We start from the raw sequence: 19,610 nt of genomic DNA, 5'->3' as shown, positions 1-19,610 counted from the left end.
GTGCATAAAAATAGGCATCCTCATTGAGGATGCCCATAGGCCAAAAATCATTCATCAATACTATTTGACAAAGAGCCAAAAATCGCCGAAATTAAATTCGACGATTTTTATTTCATTAATGCGACTTTTCCAAAGACATGATTGCTTTCATAGTAATCTTGGGCATCTTTAACACCCTTTGCGTCTATAGAAAATATCTTTTGTATATGTAATTTTATCTTTCCAGAAGATACAAGATCTACCACTTTACTCAACGGATTATCAAATTTTCCACTTAAATACATTGCATTAACATGATACTTTTGAGCTAATATTTCATCAGGTTGTTTCACTAACGAAACCACACGACCACCTGGTTTTAATACTTCAAAACTATGTTTATAGGTGTCATGTCCGACCGTGTCAATTACTAAATCCAATTCAGATAAAATATTCTCGAATTTTTCATCATGATAATTTATTACCCTATCAGCTCCAAGTGATTTTAAATCCTCAATATTTCGAGCACTAGCTGTAGTATAGACCGTAGCGCCAATATTCTTAGCGAGCTGAATTGCCATTGAACCAACTCCGCCAGCACCACCATGAATAAGTACTTTCTGTCCAGAATTAAGATGTCCCAGATCAAATAGCGCATTATAAGCCGGAATAGCGGTCATAGGTAAAACCGCTGCATCTTGTAACGACATTGATTCGGGTACTTTAGCAGCTTTGCTTTGTCCTAAAATTGCATAGTCTGAATAAGCACCAAATCCCTTAACACCTACCATGCCGCAAACAATTTCACCAATATCAAACTTATCAACTGAAGAACCCTTATCAATAATCTTACCAACAACATCTGTTCCAGTAATAGCTGGCATATCTAACGAAAAATTATCCTTAAACACACCTTTTCGAACCGAAATATCAAATGGTGACACAGAACTTCCAATAACTTGTAATAATAATTGCTTAGGCTTCAATTCAGGAACATTTAATATTTCATTACGAAATACATCACTACTTCCATAATTATCAATTACAACAGCATTAGATTGCATACAATACAGCATCCCTTCTATTTTAAGATTTGATCAGAAACAGGCTGCTTATGGAAACGAATCAACATGCTTACAACAATAACTAGAGAAATCACAATTAAAAATAGACCCGTTAACATAATATTGCGATATCCACTATACAAAATTCTTCTCATTGCAGGTACCAGATTTTGCGGTAATTGCTTGGCCTTACTTGCATCCCCTAAATGATTTAGCATACGCATAGTGATTGTATGATGTGATTCATTTACTCCTCGCATCAGAGCATGATTCAAAATAACACCATAAACTGATGACATTAAGGTTTGACTCAATATTCGTAATAAATACGCTAGTGAAGTAGCAGTAGGAATATCACGAACCTCAGCATCTGTCTGAACATTGACTTGTAAAATATTAAAAATAGTACCGACTCCGAAACCTTCGAAGCCTCCTGCTAATAACAATAACCAAAATGGTGTTTGTTGTCCAAATATTAGAATAGTCACAAATGCAATAAATATGGCTGTCGTTCCAACAGTAACTATTAAATACTTACTCCATTTCGTCTGCAAAAATGACACAGATTCAGAACCAATGATATTAGTGGCAGCACCCGGTATCTGCGTCATTCCACCCATCAATGCACTCAGTCCTAAAATACCCTGAGCCCACATCGGAATATATGTAATAAAGGCAATAAATGATCCCCAAATAATCACAAACAAACTAAAATCAATAACTAAATCTTTATTAGTCAACAAACGACTAGGAACAATTGGGTCAACAGCTTTGCTATCAACCTTTATCATCCATGCAATCAGAAGTGAACCAATGATTAATAATGAAGCAATAACAATTATTGACGACACACCAATCATTTGAATACCAGTTAAAATGGAAACTAAACCTACTACCAACAAAGTTGCACCTAAATAATCAACCGGTCTCCCCTTAGCAGCATGCTCTGAGTCTTTGTAAAAAATAATCAGAATTGTAACAGATAATAAGGCAACTGGTACGTTCAAATAAAATACCCAACGCCACGTTAAAGCATCAACGATCCATCCACCAATTAAAGGTCCAATAATTGACGCTGTACTAAAGAAAGCAGTAGCTAAGCCTATCATTTGCGAACGTTTACGTAGATTTGGATACAGCTCCGCAAAAACAATAAACGGAATTGTATTCATACCTCCTCCACCTATTCCCATCACGGTTCTAGCAATAATGAACCATTGAATATTAGGAGCAACCCCTTGAAAAATTGCGCCTAACGAAAATAATATCGTTGAATAAATATAAGCTTTTTTGTTACCTTGATGTTCACCGAACTTGCTCCACAATGGCGTTGAAACCGCCAATCCTAATAGGAAAGTAGCAACGATCCAACCCATATAAGCCAATCCGTGAAGATCACCAGTTATAGCTGGTAAAGCAGTATTGACAATCGTTGCATCCATTCCGGTCATAATATTGGACAATAACAAGGCAATACTTACCATCGTCCGCTTTTGTGCTTCATTCAAAAAAATCTTCCCCCATACATAAATATAAATATTCTTTTACTTTCAATTAAACAGCTATTTCATTGAAAAAGTAAGGGATTTACACTTTGTTTTTTCAGAAAATAAAAAAACACCACTGAAAAAATTCAGTAGTGTTAGTCTAAACATATTTTTTCCACTTAATTCTTCTAAGCCATGTTTGTTGGGCTGAGAAATCAATAAATCTCTTACTCTTAAAATATTCACCATCTTTAGTTAAATAATAAGAGTTAACGGAATCTCTCGAATACATTTTAATAATTTTTGTCATTTGTTTTTTAGGCTTTGACTCAACAATTGGAACAGCAATTTCTACCCGACGATCAAGATTTCTCGTCATGAGGTCGGCTGAAGAAATCCAAATTTCATTACTTCCATTACCATATGTAAAGCTGTAGATACGACTATGTTCGAGTAATTCTCCAACAATACTCTTAACAACTATGTTTTCTTTTTCGCCACAAATACCCAACTTCAACGAACAAGGACCTCTGACAATCAATCTGAACGGTAATCCTAACCTAGCGGCTCGATAAATGCCATTTATAATATCCACGTCAGTTAATCCATTGACTTTCATGAATACCTCGGCTTTACCGTCACGTAAGTAATCTTGAGTTGCCTTTTTAATTTTTCTCAAAATCATACGTTTCAATTCTAATGGCGAAGTAGCTATTAATTCAAATCCTGTATTTTCTTTTCCCTCTAGTTCTCCAAAGAATTTAATAGCATCGTTAACATAACGTTGATTATGTGTATAAAAACTAATATCGGAAAATACTTTTGCTGTTATTGCATTATAATTACCGGTACCAATTTGAACATAACCCACATCACCTTGACGAACTAAGCATATTTTTGCATGAACTTTATTAAGCCGATCTCCGTAATAAATTGTACATCCGGCTTTTTCCAGTTCTGCAGCAACTTCCAAGTTATGAGCTTCATCAAATCTAGCCCTTAATTCAACAACTATTTTAACCTCAATCCCCTTTGCAGCAGCTTCTTTTAGTAACTTAACAACTTGGGAATTTTTTTCTGTACGATAAATAGTCATTTGTATACTAGTAGTCTTAGGATCTTCTACAGATGTTTGCAAAAACCTCAAAAATACATCGAAAGAATCATATGGATACTGAACTAACAATGACTTTTTATTTAAGTATTCCAAAATATTTTGAGTTGGTTTCCACTCTAATCCCTCAAAAGATGGAAAAATTAAATTCTTTTGATTTTTGTATCTCTTAAATAGTTTATCTAGAAACTTTAGGTCCAATGGACCCGGTATTGCATAAACACTTTTTTTACTTAATCCGAATAACCCAGCGAAAAAACTTCGCCCTTTATGTTCTGGACTATAAAATTCTACTCTAGTAATTTTTCTAGGACCACGATTATCGATATAATCTGTCATCTTATCCAGATATTTTTCATCAGCCATATTGGCATCCAAAAAGTCGTACTTTTTATTCTTATCATAAGTAACTCGATAAACATATGCATGCTCTATATCCAATCCAACCGTAATACTATCTAGGTTGGCATATATAAGATCACCTAACATAATAAATGTATTTGGTATTCCTGTTTCAATTATCCGATTCATATCAGCTGGTACAGGAATTGAGTAGCTTTTATCCTTACTATATAGCAAAAAGTTTAAATTACTTTGAGTCTTTTCTTCTGGAGAAAACTCTCGTATCTGTAATTTATTAGCAACTTCTCTTTTGAAAAAGTCGTTTACATGATTTTTTTCTGAAAAACCCAAATCATCATATCTTAGTATTTCGAATACGCCTTTTTCTTTCAATTCCTCCAATACCAATGCTAAGGCCTGATATTGTTTAGTAATATTTCGTGAATTGTATTCGTAAATGGTACTCAACAATTCCATCCCATTGAGACCAGTGCGCTTATCGACACGTTTCTTAGCAATCATGCTTTGAACATTGTGCAATCTAACTCCAAAGAACTCGTCCAAGTTATTTGAAGCAATCGACAAAAATCTCAACTTCTCTAACGATGGAACTTTCTTATTGTAAGCTTGATCGATTACACGATTGTCAAACAGCAACCAGCTCAAATCCCTATTATAATATTTATTTTCCATTAGCTAGTTCCTCTTTAAATGAATCATAATCGTACATTACTTGCTTTGTGTAACTATTTACAAAATTCATCAATGAATTATCCAAATCTTTAAATTCCTCGCCAAATCCAATAATCAATGGATAATTAGGAGAATGAGAATGAGCTCTAGCAAGCAGAATAGTGCAAACTGTTACATAGTCCTCAAAAGATTCATAATCTAATTTATCCAAATTTATAGAAGTTTTCATATCCTTAAATTGACGCATGTAGAAACTGTATTTCTTCGTGTCAAAAGCCCCCAGAAAAGGATCTGATGCACTTTGTAAAATCAATTGACTATCTACAATATTTTGACCTTGACTCGACTTTTTGTCAGTATACAATTCGTCATTATTATAAATTGGCAAAGCTTGCTTTGCTTGAAGAACCAAATAATTTTTATCCAAATCTTGTAACAAAATTAGATAACATAAAGTACCAACACTACCTACACCCACGCTGTGACGAACCACATCGATAATGTCGAAATCCTCCAAGAACAATCTAACATCACTTCGTTGACGTTTCTTGTATTTTTTATAACCATCAACAAGTGTTTCAAAATCTTCTTTGCTAATGTGTTGAGTAACTGGTTTATTTTCGACAAATCTACGTTCTCCAAGATCGTTGACTTCTGTATATTTTTCGATAACAAGTTTCGAATTACTTTTTTGAGCTTTTTTGATACTCTTAGTAATTAATTTTTCGAATGATTGTTGGAAATATTCCTCATTATCCTTTAATTCACCGAAAATTTCCGTAATATTCTGCAAAGTATTAGGCAAAATAAAACGTTTCATCTCAGAAATCTTAGTCATATGCTTTAAAGTATCAAAATAAGTATGAATAACTGAAAGTAAAAATTCTTGAATGTCAGATTCCTCAAACTCGTGATCACGTGCGACTAGTAAGGCACTTACCAAAAAGCGCTTCAAGTCATATTCCCAATATCCTAAATGTGCTTCGTCAAAGTCATTCATATCAAACAATAGTTGCCCTTCTGACGATCCATAGAAACCAAAGTTACCAAGGTGAGCATCCCCACCAATCAAAACCTTAATTCCACTATCTGGATGATTTGCTAAATCATAATGCATTACATCCGCTGTTCCACGAAAATACGCAAACAATGACTTAGACATCCTATCACGTTTTACATTTATTAACTCTGGAACTAATAATTTATTTTTTATATTTAAAATCTTATGAATATTTCTTTTTGCTGGTGTAAATTTATTAAAATCATCAGGAACCATAGTTGCAAAATATCGGCCCTTAATAATTAATTGCTCGGTACTTTTGAATGCATCAGTGTCCTGGAAAGTATATGGTGTAGGATTTGTCATCGTTTCATCTCCTTAGAAGTAATTATACAATAGCTGGTACAAATAATTATCAGTAATTGCATGCTTAATTTAAGGATCTTGCAAAAAGTTACTTAAATTTTCCTTTAAATCGTTCTTCATAAATAAATTACGCAATAAATCTGAAAAATAACAAAAAATAGTCGATTATTTTCAAATATTTCTGTACTATCGCTAACACGAATACACGTTCGGCTATGTTATAATTAAGTTAATAAAAAACATCAAGGGAGTCGAATATAATGAACATTTCTCTATTAAAAGAAGTTATAAAAACTACCAATAAAATGGCACTGAACTTATCCGTCGACAATATAGCAAATGTAAAAATTGTTAATTTTGTTTGGTTACAAGACCAGCCAGATACATTATTATTCTCTTCTGTAAAAGGAACGGCCGGTACTGCAGAATATGACAAAGCCCAAAGTGTTGCTTTTATCAGTATTCCAAACAGCGATATGATTGGTAATCCTTATATTCGTTCACAAAACGTCTCAATCCAACATTCTAATAAAACTATGAAGGAACTACTTCCAAAATACCTAGAAACTGTACCAAATTATCAAAAGGTCTGGGATTTGATTGGACCTAAACTCCAAGTTTTTGAATTGAAACTTGATGATGTATATATTGATCCCGGATTGGACAGAGAGAAAATAACTTTAACATTTTAATGCTAAATCAAGGAGAAATTTATGAAACAAGAATCATTGTTTGCAGCCGCAAATGAGCAAAATACTCCTCTAGCAAATCGAGTCAGACCGAATAACTTAGATGAATTCGTTGGTCAACAACAATTAATTGGCAAGGGAAAAATACTACGCGAAATAATCGATGAAGATAAATTATCATCGATTATTTTGTGGGGTCCTCCTGGGGTTGGTAAAACAACTCTAGCACATATCATCGCCGAAAAAACCAAGTCCAATTTTATTACATTTAGTGCTGTAACTAGTGGTATAAAAGAAATTCGCAAAATCATGGAAGAAGCTGAAATGAATCGAGAAATTGGACAGCGGACAATTGTATTTATCGATGAAATTCATAGATTTAACAAAGCACAACAAGATGCTTTTCTACCTTTCGTTGAAAAGGGCAGCATTATTTTAATCGGAGCCACCACTGAAAATCCATCATTCGAAATCAATTCTGCCTTACTTTCCAGATGCAAAGTCTTCATCCTAAAATCACTTAATAAAAATGACATCATCCAATTATTACGAAACGCATTGAACAACAAAAGTGCATTTCCTAATTTAAAAATTAATATTGATGATGAATGTCTGGATATAATTGCTGAATTTGCTAACGGAGATGCACGTGCATCGCTGAATACCCTTGAAATGGCTGTATTGAATGGTCAAAAGAAAGATAATACAGTCACTATTAATACAAAAACGCTAAGTGAGACTATCAATACTAAATCACTACGTTATGACAAGAAAGGTGAAGAACACTACAATATTATCTCTGCGCTACACAAATCAATGCGTAATAGTGACGTAGACTCAGCCATATACTGGCTACATCGAATGATGGATGGTGGTGAAGATCCACTATATATTGCTAGACGCTTAGTAAGATTTGCCAGTGAAGATATTGGATTAGCTGATACACGTGCTTTATCACTGACAATAGATGTATTCCAAGCCTGTCAATTTATTGGAATGCCGGAATGTAATGTTCATTTAACAGAAGCTGTAATATATTTATCACTCGCCCCTAAATCAAACGCTGTCTATGTGGCTCATGAAAATGTTGAAAAAGACATTAAGGAATTCGGCAACTTACCAGTGCCGTTACAAATACGGAATGCACCTACTAGCTTAATGAAAGATTTAAATTACGGTAAAAACTACAAATACGCTCATGATTCCGATGATAAAATAACTACTATGAAAACTAATCCACCTGAAATTGATGGACATGAATATTATTATCCAACTGAACAAGGAAATGAGAAGCGTTTCAAACAACGATTTGAATATATTAAAGAATGGCATCAACATCACGACAAGTAAAATAGTGGTTGTAGCGTAAACACACAGCAAACCACAATTTCTTCCGTTTAACCACAAATACCCCCGCATCTATTTACGTAAATACGAGGGTATTTGTGGTTTACTCAGAGGTTAAACATGCTTTGTGACACTCTTTCTTCTAAAAAATATCAAATATTCCTAATATTTTTATAAAGATCATCGCCAATATCATACTAAATATTGCATGAACCATAAATAATACCGAGAAACTAGTAAATTGTAATAAATAATTATCTAGAGTGTCCATTTTACCAAGAATAATAAAAATATTTCCCACTACAAATTGAACAACGATCCAAGGTAAAACACCTTTATTTACGGTCTGAAAATCTGCATCACTCAAATCATAACCAGTACTAGCAATCATAATGGTTAATACTAGGTATACCAAAATCATTGACCAAGTACCATTAACAAAAGATGTCTTCAAATTGTTTAAAACTAATTCAGTTATCCCACTAATAGTAATGGTTGAATCAGCACCAATACTAGTAAAATTTATTTGAGCATTCAATAAATATTTCTGTAAAAAGTATAAGACTAATGAACACATATAGTATGGAGCAATACCAATGAAAAAATTACCTAAACGTTGATATATATTACGCTCATTCCAAGAATGACTTACTGATCCTAACTCACCAGAATTTTTATAATGAAAATTCAACAATTGAACTTTTGTTATTCGGTGACCAAATATAAATGCAAAGATTGCATGCCCCAATTCATGGATTACAACCCCTAATCCACCCACTACCAATTGACTATTATTACCTAAATTATTAACCAAAATTTCCTTAGCAACATGACCTATCCAAGATACCACACGTGCTGTCAAATACGGTACGACGGTAAAAGTAATAATAATTTCTAAAATCCACTTCAAGTAGCTTTCCAAAAAAATTCTCCTTCACGATGCAGATTTTAATTAATTATAGCATTTTAATAATTTTTTCAGTCTAAAAAAAGTGATGTTCACTAAGTAACATCACTCTTTTTGCGTTTTACACATCATATTGCGTTTCTCTAACAGCAGCGTTCATTAAATAATATGGTGTCTTCATCTTTTCACCATCCCATGAAGCAATACCTACAACTAGCGAAATAGCCATCGTTGATAATTCGGCATTTTTTTCTAGTCTCTCATCGAAACCTTGCTTTATACGATTGGTCGCAATTTGTGCACCATCTGCGTTTGAAAATAATAAAATTGCCCATGTTGGATCATCGTTATTGACCAAATAAATAATATCGTTGATCCGCGTCTTATCTTTAATAACATTCGTTGTCATCTGCAGAAGTGATGTCAATTGATTATCACTCATCATTCTACGAATATCATTGAAATAACCAATTTTTATTATGGCAGTCGTAACCGGCAACTTAAATCGCTTATTAGTTTCCGCATAAACAGCTGCATCTTCCATATAAGCTACGGTAGTACGCAAATGCGTCTGTTCATCAAACGCACCTTGCTCAACCATTGCCGTACGCAATTCAGCATTAGCTTTTTGTAATTTTAATTGATTATACGTCATACAATAAAGTGTCAGGCATAAAAGAATTGGAATTATCATCCAAAAGGCTATTTGCCAATGGATCTCGCTCCCTTTAGCCACATACTGATAAATCATAATCGTAGCCTGCATGGCTATAAACATAATATTAGCTATTAAGCTGGGCATTATTCCAAAAAAATACGTCAGCATTAACAACGCCACTGTTCCAAACAGATAAATAACATTGAGTAAAATTTGTCCTGACAAAGACATTAGAATAGCCGTTGCACTAAATAAAACTAAAAACATTAGCAATCCAACATCTGCTAATAATGAAGAACGTTGTTGATCTTTACTTTCCATTTTTACGTCCTCCATTCATTAATCCTTGTTTTCTCATTACTAAGAATACAGCAATACCAATCATCAAAATAACAATTAATGCAAGAATCAAGTAAATAATTAGCTGTGTATTATCACTAATAAGTTGCTTAGCAGTTAATGACTTATCAATAGCCTTATTTTTTTTAAAACGATATCCATAGTGGGTATTATTTTGATCCACAACTATACCATCACCCGAATACTGTTGAATATTATCTTGAAAATTGATTTGAGTTGATGCTAGGTACACTGCATCATCATTAGCACCAGTAACTACCATCATGCCTCGTTTATCATTGTACGGTGAACGTAGTAGCTGAGCTGTTCCGATGGTCTTGCCGTAATTGTGTTCAATACTCAATTTTTCATTTGAAACAATTCTACTAAAATCATTTGAATATTTAAAATACAATTTTGAATTTAACTTTTTAATCATTGGATTATTTTGTGGAGTCCCAATTACAATTACATTCTTATTTCTCAGAACACTCTTACTTGGCATCTTTGAGTAAAACTGAATATTACCAGTATTACTCTTTGCAAAATTACCGATTAAGTTAAATACATTAGTAATTGTCTTAAAATCATCATTACTTAAATAATTAGGTGCAATAACTGCAATATCATCGTAAGTTTCATTATTTATAAATAGAGTCGGATAGTTTGTAAATAACAAATCATTACTACGCTTAGACTTCACATACATCTTTGAACCAGTATCTATTTCAGCCCACGGCGTTTGACTATTATCTGATGTGTTTTGATCTTTCATTTCCAAATCAAAAGCAACACTAATTGTAAAACTATTACCTAGGCTCAAATTACGTGGCACTTTGACTGTCAAAGTATCCCCATTAGCTCTAATGGAACTTAGCTTTTTACTTCCCAAAGTCGTATTATTAACTCTCACAGTTACTAATGAGCGATTGAAATTTAAATTTTTACTGTATCTAAAATTCAAATATACTTCAGAGCCATCAGCGTTGGTTCTATCGTTAGATAAACTTATCAGATAATTACTCTCACGATGACCAGCACCTGTAATGGTGTCAGTTGTTGAAGTAATTGACTTAATACCGTTGTCATGAAGAGACGAAGTAAAAGTATCAGTATCATTTGATACATATTCTGTACTTTGAGATGTTTCTTTCATTAACTCTGCATTAGCAACGAATCTCGCTGCCCGCTTCAATAATGTTCCAGTTTTAGCGGTGACAATAAGATAATGTTTGTTCTTATCGTAAAAGGTTTTTATAATTCCTCTATTATTTATTTCATCCGAACTAATTTGGCTTTTTAATTGTTGAGGCAAATGATTGTATTTAGCAACAACCATAACATAGTCATTGTCTTTGACATCCATATTATTCATCTTGACCACTGGTATTTGATCATTGGTAGTAGTTATTATGCGAGACTCCCCTGCCAAGGCTATCATACTAGCAGTCAGTTCATATGCCGTAGGTTCATCAGCAGTAGCAATTCTTGATCGTGAATAAGAAATTGTATCTTGTCCAGAAAAATGATCATAAAATGATTTAATATTATTGTCAGCTTCTTTTAAATTATATTCAAAATCGACATTTGATCCTTTCTCAATCGTTAACCAATTCGCCGGTGTCTGTGACAATTGATAATTATTATTATTATCCGAACTAAGAATTTGTCCTTCAATCTGTAACTTGTTACTTCCGCCTAATAATCTAACTGGCACATCAATAACTTTAGTTTGTAATCCAGTTTTCTTAGATGGTCTAAACGAATAAAATTTAACACCATTTAAAGATACAGTAATATCTGAAATATCGCGTGCCGCTAATTGTGATACTTGGAAGTTAAAATTAAAAGTAACCTTTTTAACATCCCAATAATCCATCTTAGTTAAATACATATTCGATTCAACCGACTTACCTGACAGTGTTGTGGTAGAATTCTGGAATTGTTGCGTATAAGTTTGATTGTCAGCCGCAAAAGCCTTAGTAGCAGTTATTTGACTTACAAATAATAAAACTATAATCCAACATATCGTAATCAGAAGTTTATTGATAACGTTTTGTCTTATACCATTTTGCTTGTTTATGAAATACTTGTTCACGAATATACCCCACCATTCCGTAGGCTGCAACTGCAAGCCACATTTGACTATATACTAAGTACATAAATATTATTAACAGCAAATTACTAAAAGTAAGTTCTCCACGTTCGGTCGTTATTGTTACAAATGTACTTATAACAAACATCAAAACAGCGAATAACCATAGTGAATTACTAAAACCCTGTAAATCTGAATGAACTATACCCGCAACTGAGAGTACAAAGACAGAATCAGATAAAATTAATGAGGTCATTAAAAGAAAATAAATTGATAAAAAATATAATAAATCAAATCTGATTCGACGACCTTGTTTTTTGAATAGCAAATGTGCATTTTTTACAACAACATAAATATTTCCCTTAACCCAACGGGTACGCTGATGGAACCAAACATCCAAAGTCTGAGGTTCTTGCTCCCACGTTACCGCCTTAGGTTGAAATCTAATTCGATAACCCATTTGATAAACTCTAAAGCTGATTTCGGTATCTTCTGCCAGAGCCTTAACATCCCATCCGCCAACTTTTTCAAGCACATTTCGACGAATAACATAGTTGGTTCCTGGAATAGTACACAAGTTAAACAACTTCTGACGACCAGCTTGAGCCATCCATTGAAATGATAAAGTTTCAATATTTATAAATCTTGTTAGCAAAGTTGCCATCTTATTACGAGTTCTAAACTTTCCAATAACCGCAGCTGCTTTATCATCTTGTAATAACTCAGCCACTAAAATTCTCAAAGCTTGGTGTTCAGGCGTATTATCCGCATCATAAATTGAAATAATACTTCCCTTAGCATGTGTAAGTCCAATATTCAAGGCATTAGATTTACCTTTACCACCGTTAGTCTTATCAGTGTTAATAACTTTTAAGCGGTCACTAGAAAACTTATCTTGAAGACCCGCTAATAACTGAGCAGAATTATCATTTGAATTATCATTTATAACAATAATTTCATATCTATCCTTTGGGTAGTCAAAAGATAGCAACGATAAAACTGTTTTAACAATTACCACTCCCTCGTTATGAGCAGGTACCATTATAGAAACAAATGGTACTTTGTCTGGTAATTTAGGATCAGGTTTATTAACGTGCTGCAAATACCAAGTATATCCAGCAATGGTTAAAATCAAATTAACTACTAAAGTTCCCCAAATCGCTAAAACTGATATGAAAAGAAATACATCTAAAATTGAAATACTATCACTTCCTCTTATTGAACCTATTCCAATAAATTCTACGTCCCATCAAAATAAATATAATTAACACAATTGTAACTATTACAAATAAAATTGTTAAAATGCTTCCTTGAATATTGAAATAATTACTCAATAATGGCTTTTCTTTAATCTTTTCACTGAAAACACTGGAAGAATCAGCCGTTCCAATATTTTCCTGTTTACCGTTAACAAAATAATTTCCATCCCTAAAAGAAACAGTTGAAGTACCAGTATTGATAGCCGTCGACATCTTTACTTCCATTGGATTAAACCAGGAAAAATCCAATTTATTAATTTGTTCCTTAAAATCAACCAGCTCTTTATTAGAATGCGGCAAGGGAATATATATTGCCGTTGGCGTAGAAAATCTTGTTTCATAAGACTTATTCACACTATTTAAAGAAGACGCTGATATACCCAGAAACGATGTATGAGCTATTTGAGAATTATTATCCTGATCAATGTATGTAACTTTGCCATTTGGCAACAATAGCCAGTGATTAGCATTCATCAAAAAGTTTTTACGTAGAATCTTATCCTGATTCCAAAAGCCATCTGTACTAATTCCAATCGGATAAACTTGATATTTTGCTAAACTAACAACATAACTAGTAAGATCTTGACGTAACTCATTGGCACTTCCAACACCAGCACCACCGACTTCTGGAGACTTAATGAAGACTACTCCACCTCTATTCTCTACATTTCGCAATTCTGATACAAATCTTGCAAAAGCCTTCATTCCAGTATTGTTAGAAACAGAAGTTGTACTTACTGCAAATGGAATACTATTCTTATAACAAAATTGACTTACTTGATCTAATATCTTCAAATCACTAACTGGTGTCACACCCGTAACCGTCAATATCGGTTGATAACTACCTTGTTTAGAAAACAACTTTGCAATCATTTCTACAGCTGTTAAGTAACTCAATCCCTTCGAGCTAAAATATGGTAAATAACCATACTTACCATTAATAACGCCGTAACCATATGTTTTTTGATCGGCTTGTTGAGTTCGTAAAGTTCCAATCATCTGTGACTCTTTAGACAGATTGTCTAAAACCGTAATAGTCTCACTAAACGGCAACATTTGATTGCTTTTTTTGTTTTCTAAAATCAATTGTTGCTGATACAGGTCAACTGATTTTGCACCCAGTTCTGAGGCCTCATATCCTGACAAATCATTTCCAATGTGTAATTTGATACCGGAGAAATTATTTCGATCTTTAAGAAATTTTTTATTGGTAAATCCCATCTGCTTCCAATTCACCATTGATATAACTCCAAAATATTTTTTAGTAAGCATCCCAGATTTATAATCTGCCTGATCAACTGTTTTTACACGTAAGTTCATACTTGTAAGAGCACGTTGAAGTGCATCAATTTGTTTCTCAGAACCGGCGGTAGTATTTTTGGAATCATAAACAAGCATTACATAATCATCAGTGTCTGTAGCTTGAACTGGTTCTGGATTACTAAAACTAACAAAAAATAACAGAGCAAAGCTCACAAATAAAAGTCTAAAAATTTTATTTTGCATGGTCCAAAAACTCCTCTCGGGCTTCAGTATTCCAAAGACGATGATGCAAAATATCAGAAATAAACAAAATAAAAATAAAATTCAAACATACTGGAATTATGAACAGGTGCTTTGCTAAATCAGCATCGCCATCCCCCACAATCGAGATAATTGGAACGAACAAAATTATAGTCAGAAGACCCAATACAAGGAAAAATCTCATAACTCCCATTGGACGCTTTTTTTTCAGATCATTATACATTGCAACACCATAGGTAAGAATCAGTGCAACGGTTAGCAAGCAAATAAAGGCAAATTTTCCAGGGAAGAAAGATCCCATATAATCACTATATAATGTAAAGTATTTAACTTGTTCTCCAGGTTTATGACCAGATCCTCTGGTGAAGTCCCCAACTGCTTTAACCTGCGTAATCATAATATCTTTCGTAGCCAAATCTAATAACGCGCCCGCCTGCTTAGGATTGTGTGCATAATATTTGACTGTCCATCCAATACCATTCTTCGCAAGTAAATTTTTTTGGACACTTTTATTAGTTGCTCTAACTGCAGTATATGTTTTAGGATAATAATTTTCTTCGCGAAGCAATGCAAATTGCTCATCAATTCCCAATTTGGCAATATTCTTACTTGGATCATTAGTCTCCATCAATACTCCGTGGGTAAACGCCTTGTATTGGTTCACATCATTGAATTCCTTATTTATAGCAACATACGTAAAAACACCAGTAAAAATAAGAACTACCATCCCAACGCCAACGGCAAATCTTCGAGCATTGAAATGAGGTAAAAACATCATTCCAAATGAAATTAATATGAAGCTTAATGTCAACGGGGCATTTTGTGATTTATCGGTGATTATTATAATTGTACTTATGAAGAATAATAGCATCATGGGCCAATTTTTTTTATAACATCCCTTTGCCAATAACATTATTGATGCAAAGGCGTAAATCATAAAAATATACATAACTGGTTCAGCAAAAAACGAATTGAAATAGAGCGTAAATGAAGAATCAGCAAAAATTAACACAATTATTAATGAAACAGCATAGCTCCGCAATTTTTTATAAGGATAGACAACTGATTTGGTCAATAAATATATTGAACCTAAATATAAAAAATAATATAAAAGTCCTAAAAATCTTATATCAAAAACTTTACTACTATAAAACAACTTATTAATCATTACTGCTATACGAATAAAAATAGACTGTGATGAAAAAGCAATTGTCCCATACTCATTGAAATACTGAAAAATACCAAATTTAGTAATCACATAATCAATCGCCCAAGGATGTTTTGATGGTAAACGATAAATACCATTACTAAGCATGGCCCGATAAAAGTCTCCATTATCTGCATAACCATTAATTGGGGGCACAAAAAGAAGTACCCCACTAATGATTGCAACTAAAATGGTTGCTAAAAGTGCAGGTGAAATAAGATCACTAAACTTCTTCGCAAAAACATTTAAACTTTTTTTCAAATTTATTTTCCTCAATATTCAGATGCTATCAAACCGTATAAATTATTAAATGAATAAGCTTGTTTCAAATGTTTAATACCAAGTGCCCCATATATCGGTGAACCTTTGTCTGTAACTTGTGATTTCCACATAACATTCATAGTATAATCGTACATTTTTTTGTTCTTTGTATTCGCAAAGATCATTGCCGCTAGAGCATAACTACCTGATGACTGATCTTTATCTACAACGCTTCCATTAATAGAATAAGTATTATAGAGTTTTCGACTTTTAACTTGTTGTTCTAGCCAATTCAAAGTTACTTTTTTTACCTTGCCTATCTCTGCCAAATGTAAGATAGTCTCTAATGCTTCTGAAGTATTCAAATTTTTACTACTATAACCACCTTGACTCCAACTATAACTAGATGCATATAACGGGAATGCATCTCCTAAATAACCTTTTTGTACCACTTTTAATTGATTATTATAGTAATCTCTTCCCTTTGCTGAAGTTGATTCAAAATACCTTAGAGTCTTGAAATCATAATATGCTAAAGAACTGTCAGAACTAGATTTTTTCGCCTTAGTATCATAAAAATCAACAAGTTTACCATTAGGAATGGATCCTGATTTTAACTGTGCAAAACGTGTTGCTGCCTCTTTTTGATATTTACTATTATCAGTAGCTTGAGCATACATTTGAAGCGCACGAATAATTCTTAAATCATCTAAAGTAGCATTTACATTAGATTTATTCTTGCTTTGTGAATCATACCGATAACTAAATTGTTCACCTTGATCAAAGGTTTCTTTGGTTGACTTATAAAAATCTCGAAATTTTTTATATTGATGAGTATAAACTAAATACTCCAACCATAATCCTGACGACTCAGACAGCATTTCATGTCCAGTCGCCACTTTTTTTACAGCATTTTCCTGACGATAATTAGTATAAATACCTTGTTTGGTCAACATCTTATTACTGACAAAATTATCCAATAATTTATTTTGAGTAGAGTAATTACCATAATCTTTACTATCCAAAAAATCGCTGGCACTCATTTTTGGAACATTAACAGCAACATTCTTATTTGAATTACATCCTGACAAAAAAATAATTGGAAGAAGTATAAGAAAAATAAATACTTTTTTCATATATACACACAACCTTCAATGTAATGAAAACTCAATCTAATTATATTACATTCTTAAATTCATTCTCTGATTATCAACAAATTTATAAAAAAAGGGTCAGAAAAAATTCTGGCCCAAAAGTAATCTATTATATGGATTCAACGACATTAACGAAGTCCCTTAAAGTATGATCCCACTGAATTGTTTGCAAGTATTTCTGTGCATTATCAATTGTATTCTCCAAATAGTCAACATCATCTTTTACACCAATAAATAAATTGGATAAATTATATTCATCAAAGTTAGCCGTTAAACAAGTATTCTTTGGCATAAAATACTTACCAGTACCCTCTTTAAAATCAATAAATGGCAAACCTGTACTCATCATTTCAAACGGTACTAAGGAAAAGTTGGTCATTGATGGTGCTATCCCGAAGTCACATCTATCGTACAGATCTCTCATTTGTTGTTTATTCAATTTACCTAGATTATCACCATTAATAAATTTCTTATCTTTATCAGATCCAAAATAATGAATATTCAACTTGATCCCGTCTTTTTTAAGTAATTCTTGCGTATTCATCAAAGTTAATTGGATATTGATCGGTGCTCGACGAGAACTATCCCATTTAGTATAAACTGCCAATTCATACGTATTAGAATCAGCATAACGTTCTAATGATCTACGCTTATATGGATAGTGTTCCAAGTCGACCGGAAATGTTATTTTATCTATCTTTCCTACATTATCACAACTCTTTTTAATCATATCCGCGCACCATGGACCTAATGACACCATGTGCAATCCTAGTTCATATGACTTTTTAGCCAATTGATAGCGATCCCCAAACGGGTAGAAATATGGCTCGAAGTCTTGTACAAAATACATTTTATATCCAGATTTATTCTTAACTACATAGGCTGATTCCCATAAAGTGGCTAACCAAATGTCAGATTTGTGTGAATCCAAATAATCCATTGTTAAACATTCACCTTGATAATCCTCATAATTAGAGCGAGCATTTGTTTCCATTTCTTCTTTAGACTGTGGAACATAACTTAAATAATAAACTTTATAGCCTTCACGACTTAGCAATGTCCCAAGATGAAGCATTGTAGTTTGGCCACCATCATACTGAATAATACCGGTTGTAACGAATGTTATAGACTTATAAACATCCTTTCTCTCTTGAACAACCGGTTTATTGTTGAAATATTGCAAAATAGTATCATAGTTATGAATATCACCTTGACTTACATCCTTCAATTCACTCTTTTTGGTCTCCAAATAACCACCCCTCCTAAAATTTGTAACATATCTATTATAGAATAGATGAATTAAGGTGGCGTAAATAAGCACTCGAGTAGCGACAGTGCTAAATGTTAATTAACCCAAAGATACTTCTTGTATCTTCCTTATAAATCGTATTTAATATAACGGTACTGACCATTTTTAAAATACTATAACAAGGACATGACATGAAAAAATTAATAGTACTCCTTACAGCCATTCTTATGGGAACAATCTGTTTGCCAGCACAAGAAGTATCGGCCAGTAGTAACAAAATAAATACTCAACGAATTAGTAAAAAATGGAAAAAATCGAAAGTTAAAATAAAATTTCCAATTTTGATGTATCACTCTATTGCTTCAACTGGCAACTCTTTAAACGTGCCGATTGAACAATTTGAAGAGGAAATTACTTATCTAAAATCACATCACTATTATTTTTTGAGTCCACACGAGGCTTATACTGTTCTTAAGACAAATAAAAAACCTCGTAAAAATATCGTATGGCTAACACTAGACGATGGATATAAAAATAATTTTGATGTACTCAAAAACTTGTACAAAAATTATCATGCAAAAGCAACAGTTTTTGATATTATCAATAGTCAAAATGGTGGAAATTTCTTGAGCCATTATCAATTAAAGAACTTAAAAAGAAGTCATATAGCCATTCAGAATCACACCTTCCATCATATGGATCTTGATAAACTTGATCAACAAAAACAAGTTGAGGAAATGTCAACTGGGAAAGATAACTTAGACACATTATTGAGTCAAAAAACTATAGCACTAGCATATGAAGTGCCCTACAATTGTTAGACAAGAAATCTAACGATTGTAGGGCATTTTTTATGACAAAATATGATCCAATCTT

15 protein-coding genes are annotated in these 19,610 nt (G+C 33.0%); 3 read left to right on the top strand and 12 right to left on the bottom strand.

The genetic code is table 11. From position 1 onward, the window contains the following. Positions 1 to 107: 107 nt before the first annotated feature. From EKM79_RS10815 to EKM79_RS10800, 4 genes are all read right to left on the bottom strand, one after another. Positions 108 to 1,043: an NADP-dependent oxidoreductase gene (locus EKM79_RS10815; RefSeq protein ID WP_164506077.1), complete on the bottom strand. Its 936-nt coding sequence runs from the start codon at positions 1,041 to 1,043 to the stop codon at positions 108 to 110. A 17-nt stretch (positions 1,044 to 1,060) separates the two neighbouring features. After that, positions 1,061 to 2,527 (bottom strand): MFS transporter, encoded by a 1,467-nt coding sequence (locus tag EKM79_RS10810; protein ID WP_125568684.1) that lies wholly within the window; start codon positions 2,525 to 2,527, stop codon positions 1,061 to 1,063. Between the two features lie 163 nt (positions 2,528 to 2,690). Beyond that, on the bottom strand, positions 2,691 to 4,679 hold the full coding sequence (gene ppk1 / locus EKM79_RS10805; protein WP_125568678.1) for a polyphosphate kinase 1: 1,989 nt from the start codon (positions 4,677 to 4,679) through the stop codon (positions 2,691 to 2,693). Then, a complete protein-coding gene (locus tag EKM79_RS10800) occupies positions 4,669 to 6,045 on the bottom strand; it encodes a DUF2252 domain-containing protein (RefSeq protein ID WP_125568676.1) in 1,377 nt (458 codons plus the stop codon). Before EKM79_RS10800 ends, ppk1 begins: the two co-directional genes overlap by 11 nt. Positions 6,046 to 6,305: 260 nt before the next feature. Between EKM79_RS10800 and EKM79_RS10795 the strand changes: the two genes are divergently transcribed. Beyond that, a complete protein-coding gene (locus EKM79_RS10795) occupies positions 6,306 to 6,737 on the top strand; it encodes a pyridoxamine 5'-phosphate oxidase (RefSeq protein WP_125568674.1) in 432 nt (143 codons plus the stop codon). Positions 6,738 to 6,758: 21 nt separating this feature from the next. Next, a complete protein-coding gene (locus tag EKM79_RS10790) occupies positions 6,759 to 8,084 on the top strand; it encodes a replication-associated recombination protein A (protein ID WP_125568673.1) in 1,326 nt (441 codons plus the stop codon). 139 nt (positions 8,085 to 8,223) lie between these two features. On the opposite strand, the gene EKM79_RS10785 is transcribed toward EKM79_RS10790, so the two are convergent. From EKM79_RS10785 to EKM79_RS10750, 8 genes are all read right to left on the bottom strand, one after another. Further along, the gene (locus EKM79_RS10785) at positions 8,224 to 9,003 is read right to left on the bottom strand and encodes a hypothetical protein (RefSeq protein ID WP_125568671.1); all 780 of its coding nucleotides are present in this window, start codon (positions 9,001 to 9,003) and stop codon (positions 8,224 to 8,226) included. A 106-nt stretch (positions 9,004 to 9,109) separates the two neighbouring features. Then, positions 9,110 to 9,967 (bottom strand): GGDEF domain-containing protein, encoded by an 858-nt coding sequence (locus EKM79_RS10780; protein WP_125568669.1) that lies wholly within the window; start codon positions 9,965 to 9,967, stop codon positions 9,110 to 9,112. Beyond that, complete coding sequence (locus tag EKM79_RS10775; RefSeq protein WP_125568682.1) at positions 9,957 to 12,089, bottom strand: cellulose biosynthesis cyclic di-GMP-binding regulatory protein BcsB; 2,133 nt, start codon at positions 12,087 to 12,089, stop codon at positions 9,957 to 9,959. Before EKM79_RS10775 ends, EKM79_RS10780 begins: the two co-directional genes overlap by 11 nt. Beyond that, on the bottom strand, positions 12,028 to 13,281 hold the full coding sequence (locus tag EKM79_RS10770) for a glycosyltransferase family 2 protein (RefSeq protein ID WP_164506078.1): 1,254 nt from the start codon (positions 13,279 to 13,281) through the stop codon (positions 12,028 to 12,030). The genes EKM79_RS10775 and EKM79_RS10770 overlap by 62 nt, the downstream gene beginning before the upstream one ends. Before the next feature lie 4 nt (positions 13,282 to 13,285). Further along, the gene (locus tag EKM79_RS10765; RefSeq protein ID WP_125568665.1) at positions 13,286 to 14,845 is read right to left on the bottom strand and encodes a hypothetical protein; all 1,560 of its coding nucleotides are present in this window, start codon (positions 14,843 to 14,845) and stop codon (positions 13,286 to 13,288) included. Continuing rightward, the gene (wsfD, locus tag EKM79_RS10760) at positions 14,835 to 16,331 is read right to left on the bottom strand and encodes a glycan biosynthesis hexose transferase WsfD (RefSeq protein WP_125568663.1); all 1,497 of its coding nucleotides are present in this window, start codon (positions 16,329 to 16,331) and stop codon (positions 14,835 to 14,837) included. The genes EKM79_RS10765 and wsfD overlap by 11 nt, the downstream gene beginning before the upstream one ends. Positions 16,332 to 16,342: 11 nt before the next feature. Beyond that, a complete protein-coding gene (locus EKM79_RS10755) occupies positions 16,343 to 17,467 on the bottom strand; it encodes a hypothetical protein (protein WP_125568661.1) in 1,125 nt (374 codons plus the stop codon). A gap of 127 nt (positions 17,468 to 17,594) precedes the next feature. Then, positions 17,595 to 18,734, bottom strand: a complete 1,140-nt coding sequence (locus EKM79_RS10750; protein ID WP_125568660.1) for a glycosyltransferase family protein — start codon at positions 18,732 to 18,734, stop codon at positions 17,595 to 17,597. A 191-nt stretch (positions 18,735 to 18,925) separates the two neighbouring features. On the opposite strand from EKM79_RS10750, the gene EKM79_RS10745 reads away from it, so the two are divergent. Continuing rightward, entirely contained in the window at positions 18,926 to 19,555 is a 630-nt protein-coding gene (locus tag EKM79_RS10745) for a polysaccharide deacetylase family protein (RefSeq protein ID WP_125568658.1), read from the top strand. The last annotated feature ends 55 nt before the right edge of the window (positions 19,556 to 19,610 follow it).

Origin of the sequence: Companilactobacillus insicii (assembly GCF_003946015.1) — a bacterium.
GTDB lineage: Bacteria > Bacillota > Bacilli > Lactobacillales > Lactobacillaceae > Companilactobacillus > Companilactobacillus insicii.
Note: the sequence above shows the minus strand (reverse complement) of the source record. Positions and strands in the feature narration are given on the sequence as shown.

Excerpts from the sequence above, each read along its gene's own strand:
- EKM79_RS10815 (WP_164506077.1), bottom strand. The coding sequence starts at position 1,043 with ATGCAATCTAATGCTGTTGTAATTGATAATTATGGAAGTAGTGATGTA.
- EKM79_RS10810 (WP_125568684.1), bottom strand. The coding sequence starts at position 2,527 with ATGGTAAGTATTGCCTTGTTATTGTCCAATATTATGACCGGAATGGAT.
- ppk1 (WP_125568678.1), bottom strand. The coding sequence starts at position 4,679 with ATGGAAAATAAATATTATAATAGGGATTTGAGCTGGTTGCTGTTTGAC.
- EKM79_RS10800 (WP_125568676.1), bottom strand. The coding sequence starts at position 6,045 with ATGACAAATCCTACACCATATACTTTCCAGGACACTGATGCATTCAAA.
- EKM79_RS10795 (WP_125568674.1), top strand. The coding sequence starts at position 6,306 with ATGAACATTTCTCTATTAAAAGAAGTTATAAAAACTACCAATAAAATG.
- EKM79_RS10790 (WP_125568673.1), top strand. The coding sequence starts at position 6,759 with ATGAAACAAGAATCATTGTTTGCAGCCGCAAATGAGCAAAATACTCCT.
- EKM79_RS10780 (WP_125568669.1), bottom strand. The coding sequence starts at position 9,967 with ATGGAAAGTAAAGATCAACAACGTTCTTCATTATTAGCAGATGTTGGA.
- EKM79_RS10765 (WP_125568665.1), bottom strand. The coding sequence starts at position 14,845 with ATGCAAAATAAAATTTTTAGACTTTTATTTGTGAGCTTTGCTCTGTTA.
- EKM79_RS10755 (WP_125568661.1), bottom strand. The coding sequence starts at position 17,467 with ATGAAAAAAGTATTTATTTTTCTTATACTTCTTCCAATTATTTTTTTG.
- EKM79_RS10745 (WP_125568658.1), top strand. The coding sequence starts at position 18,926 with ATGAAAAAATTAATAGTACTCCTTACAGCCATTCTTATGGGAACAATC.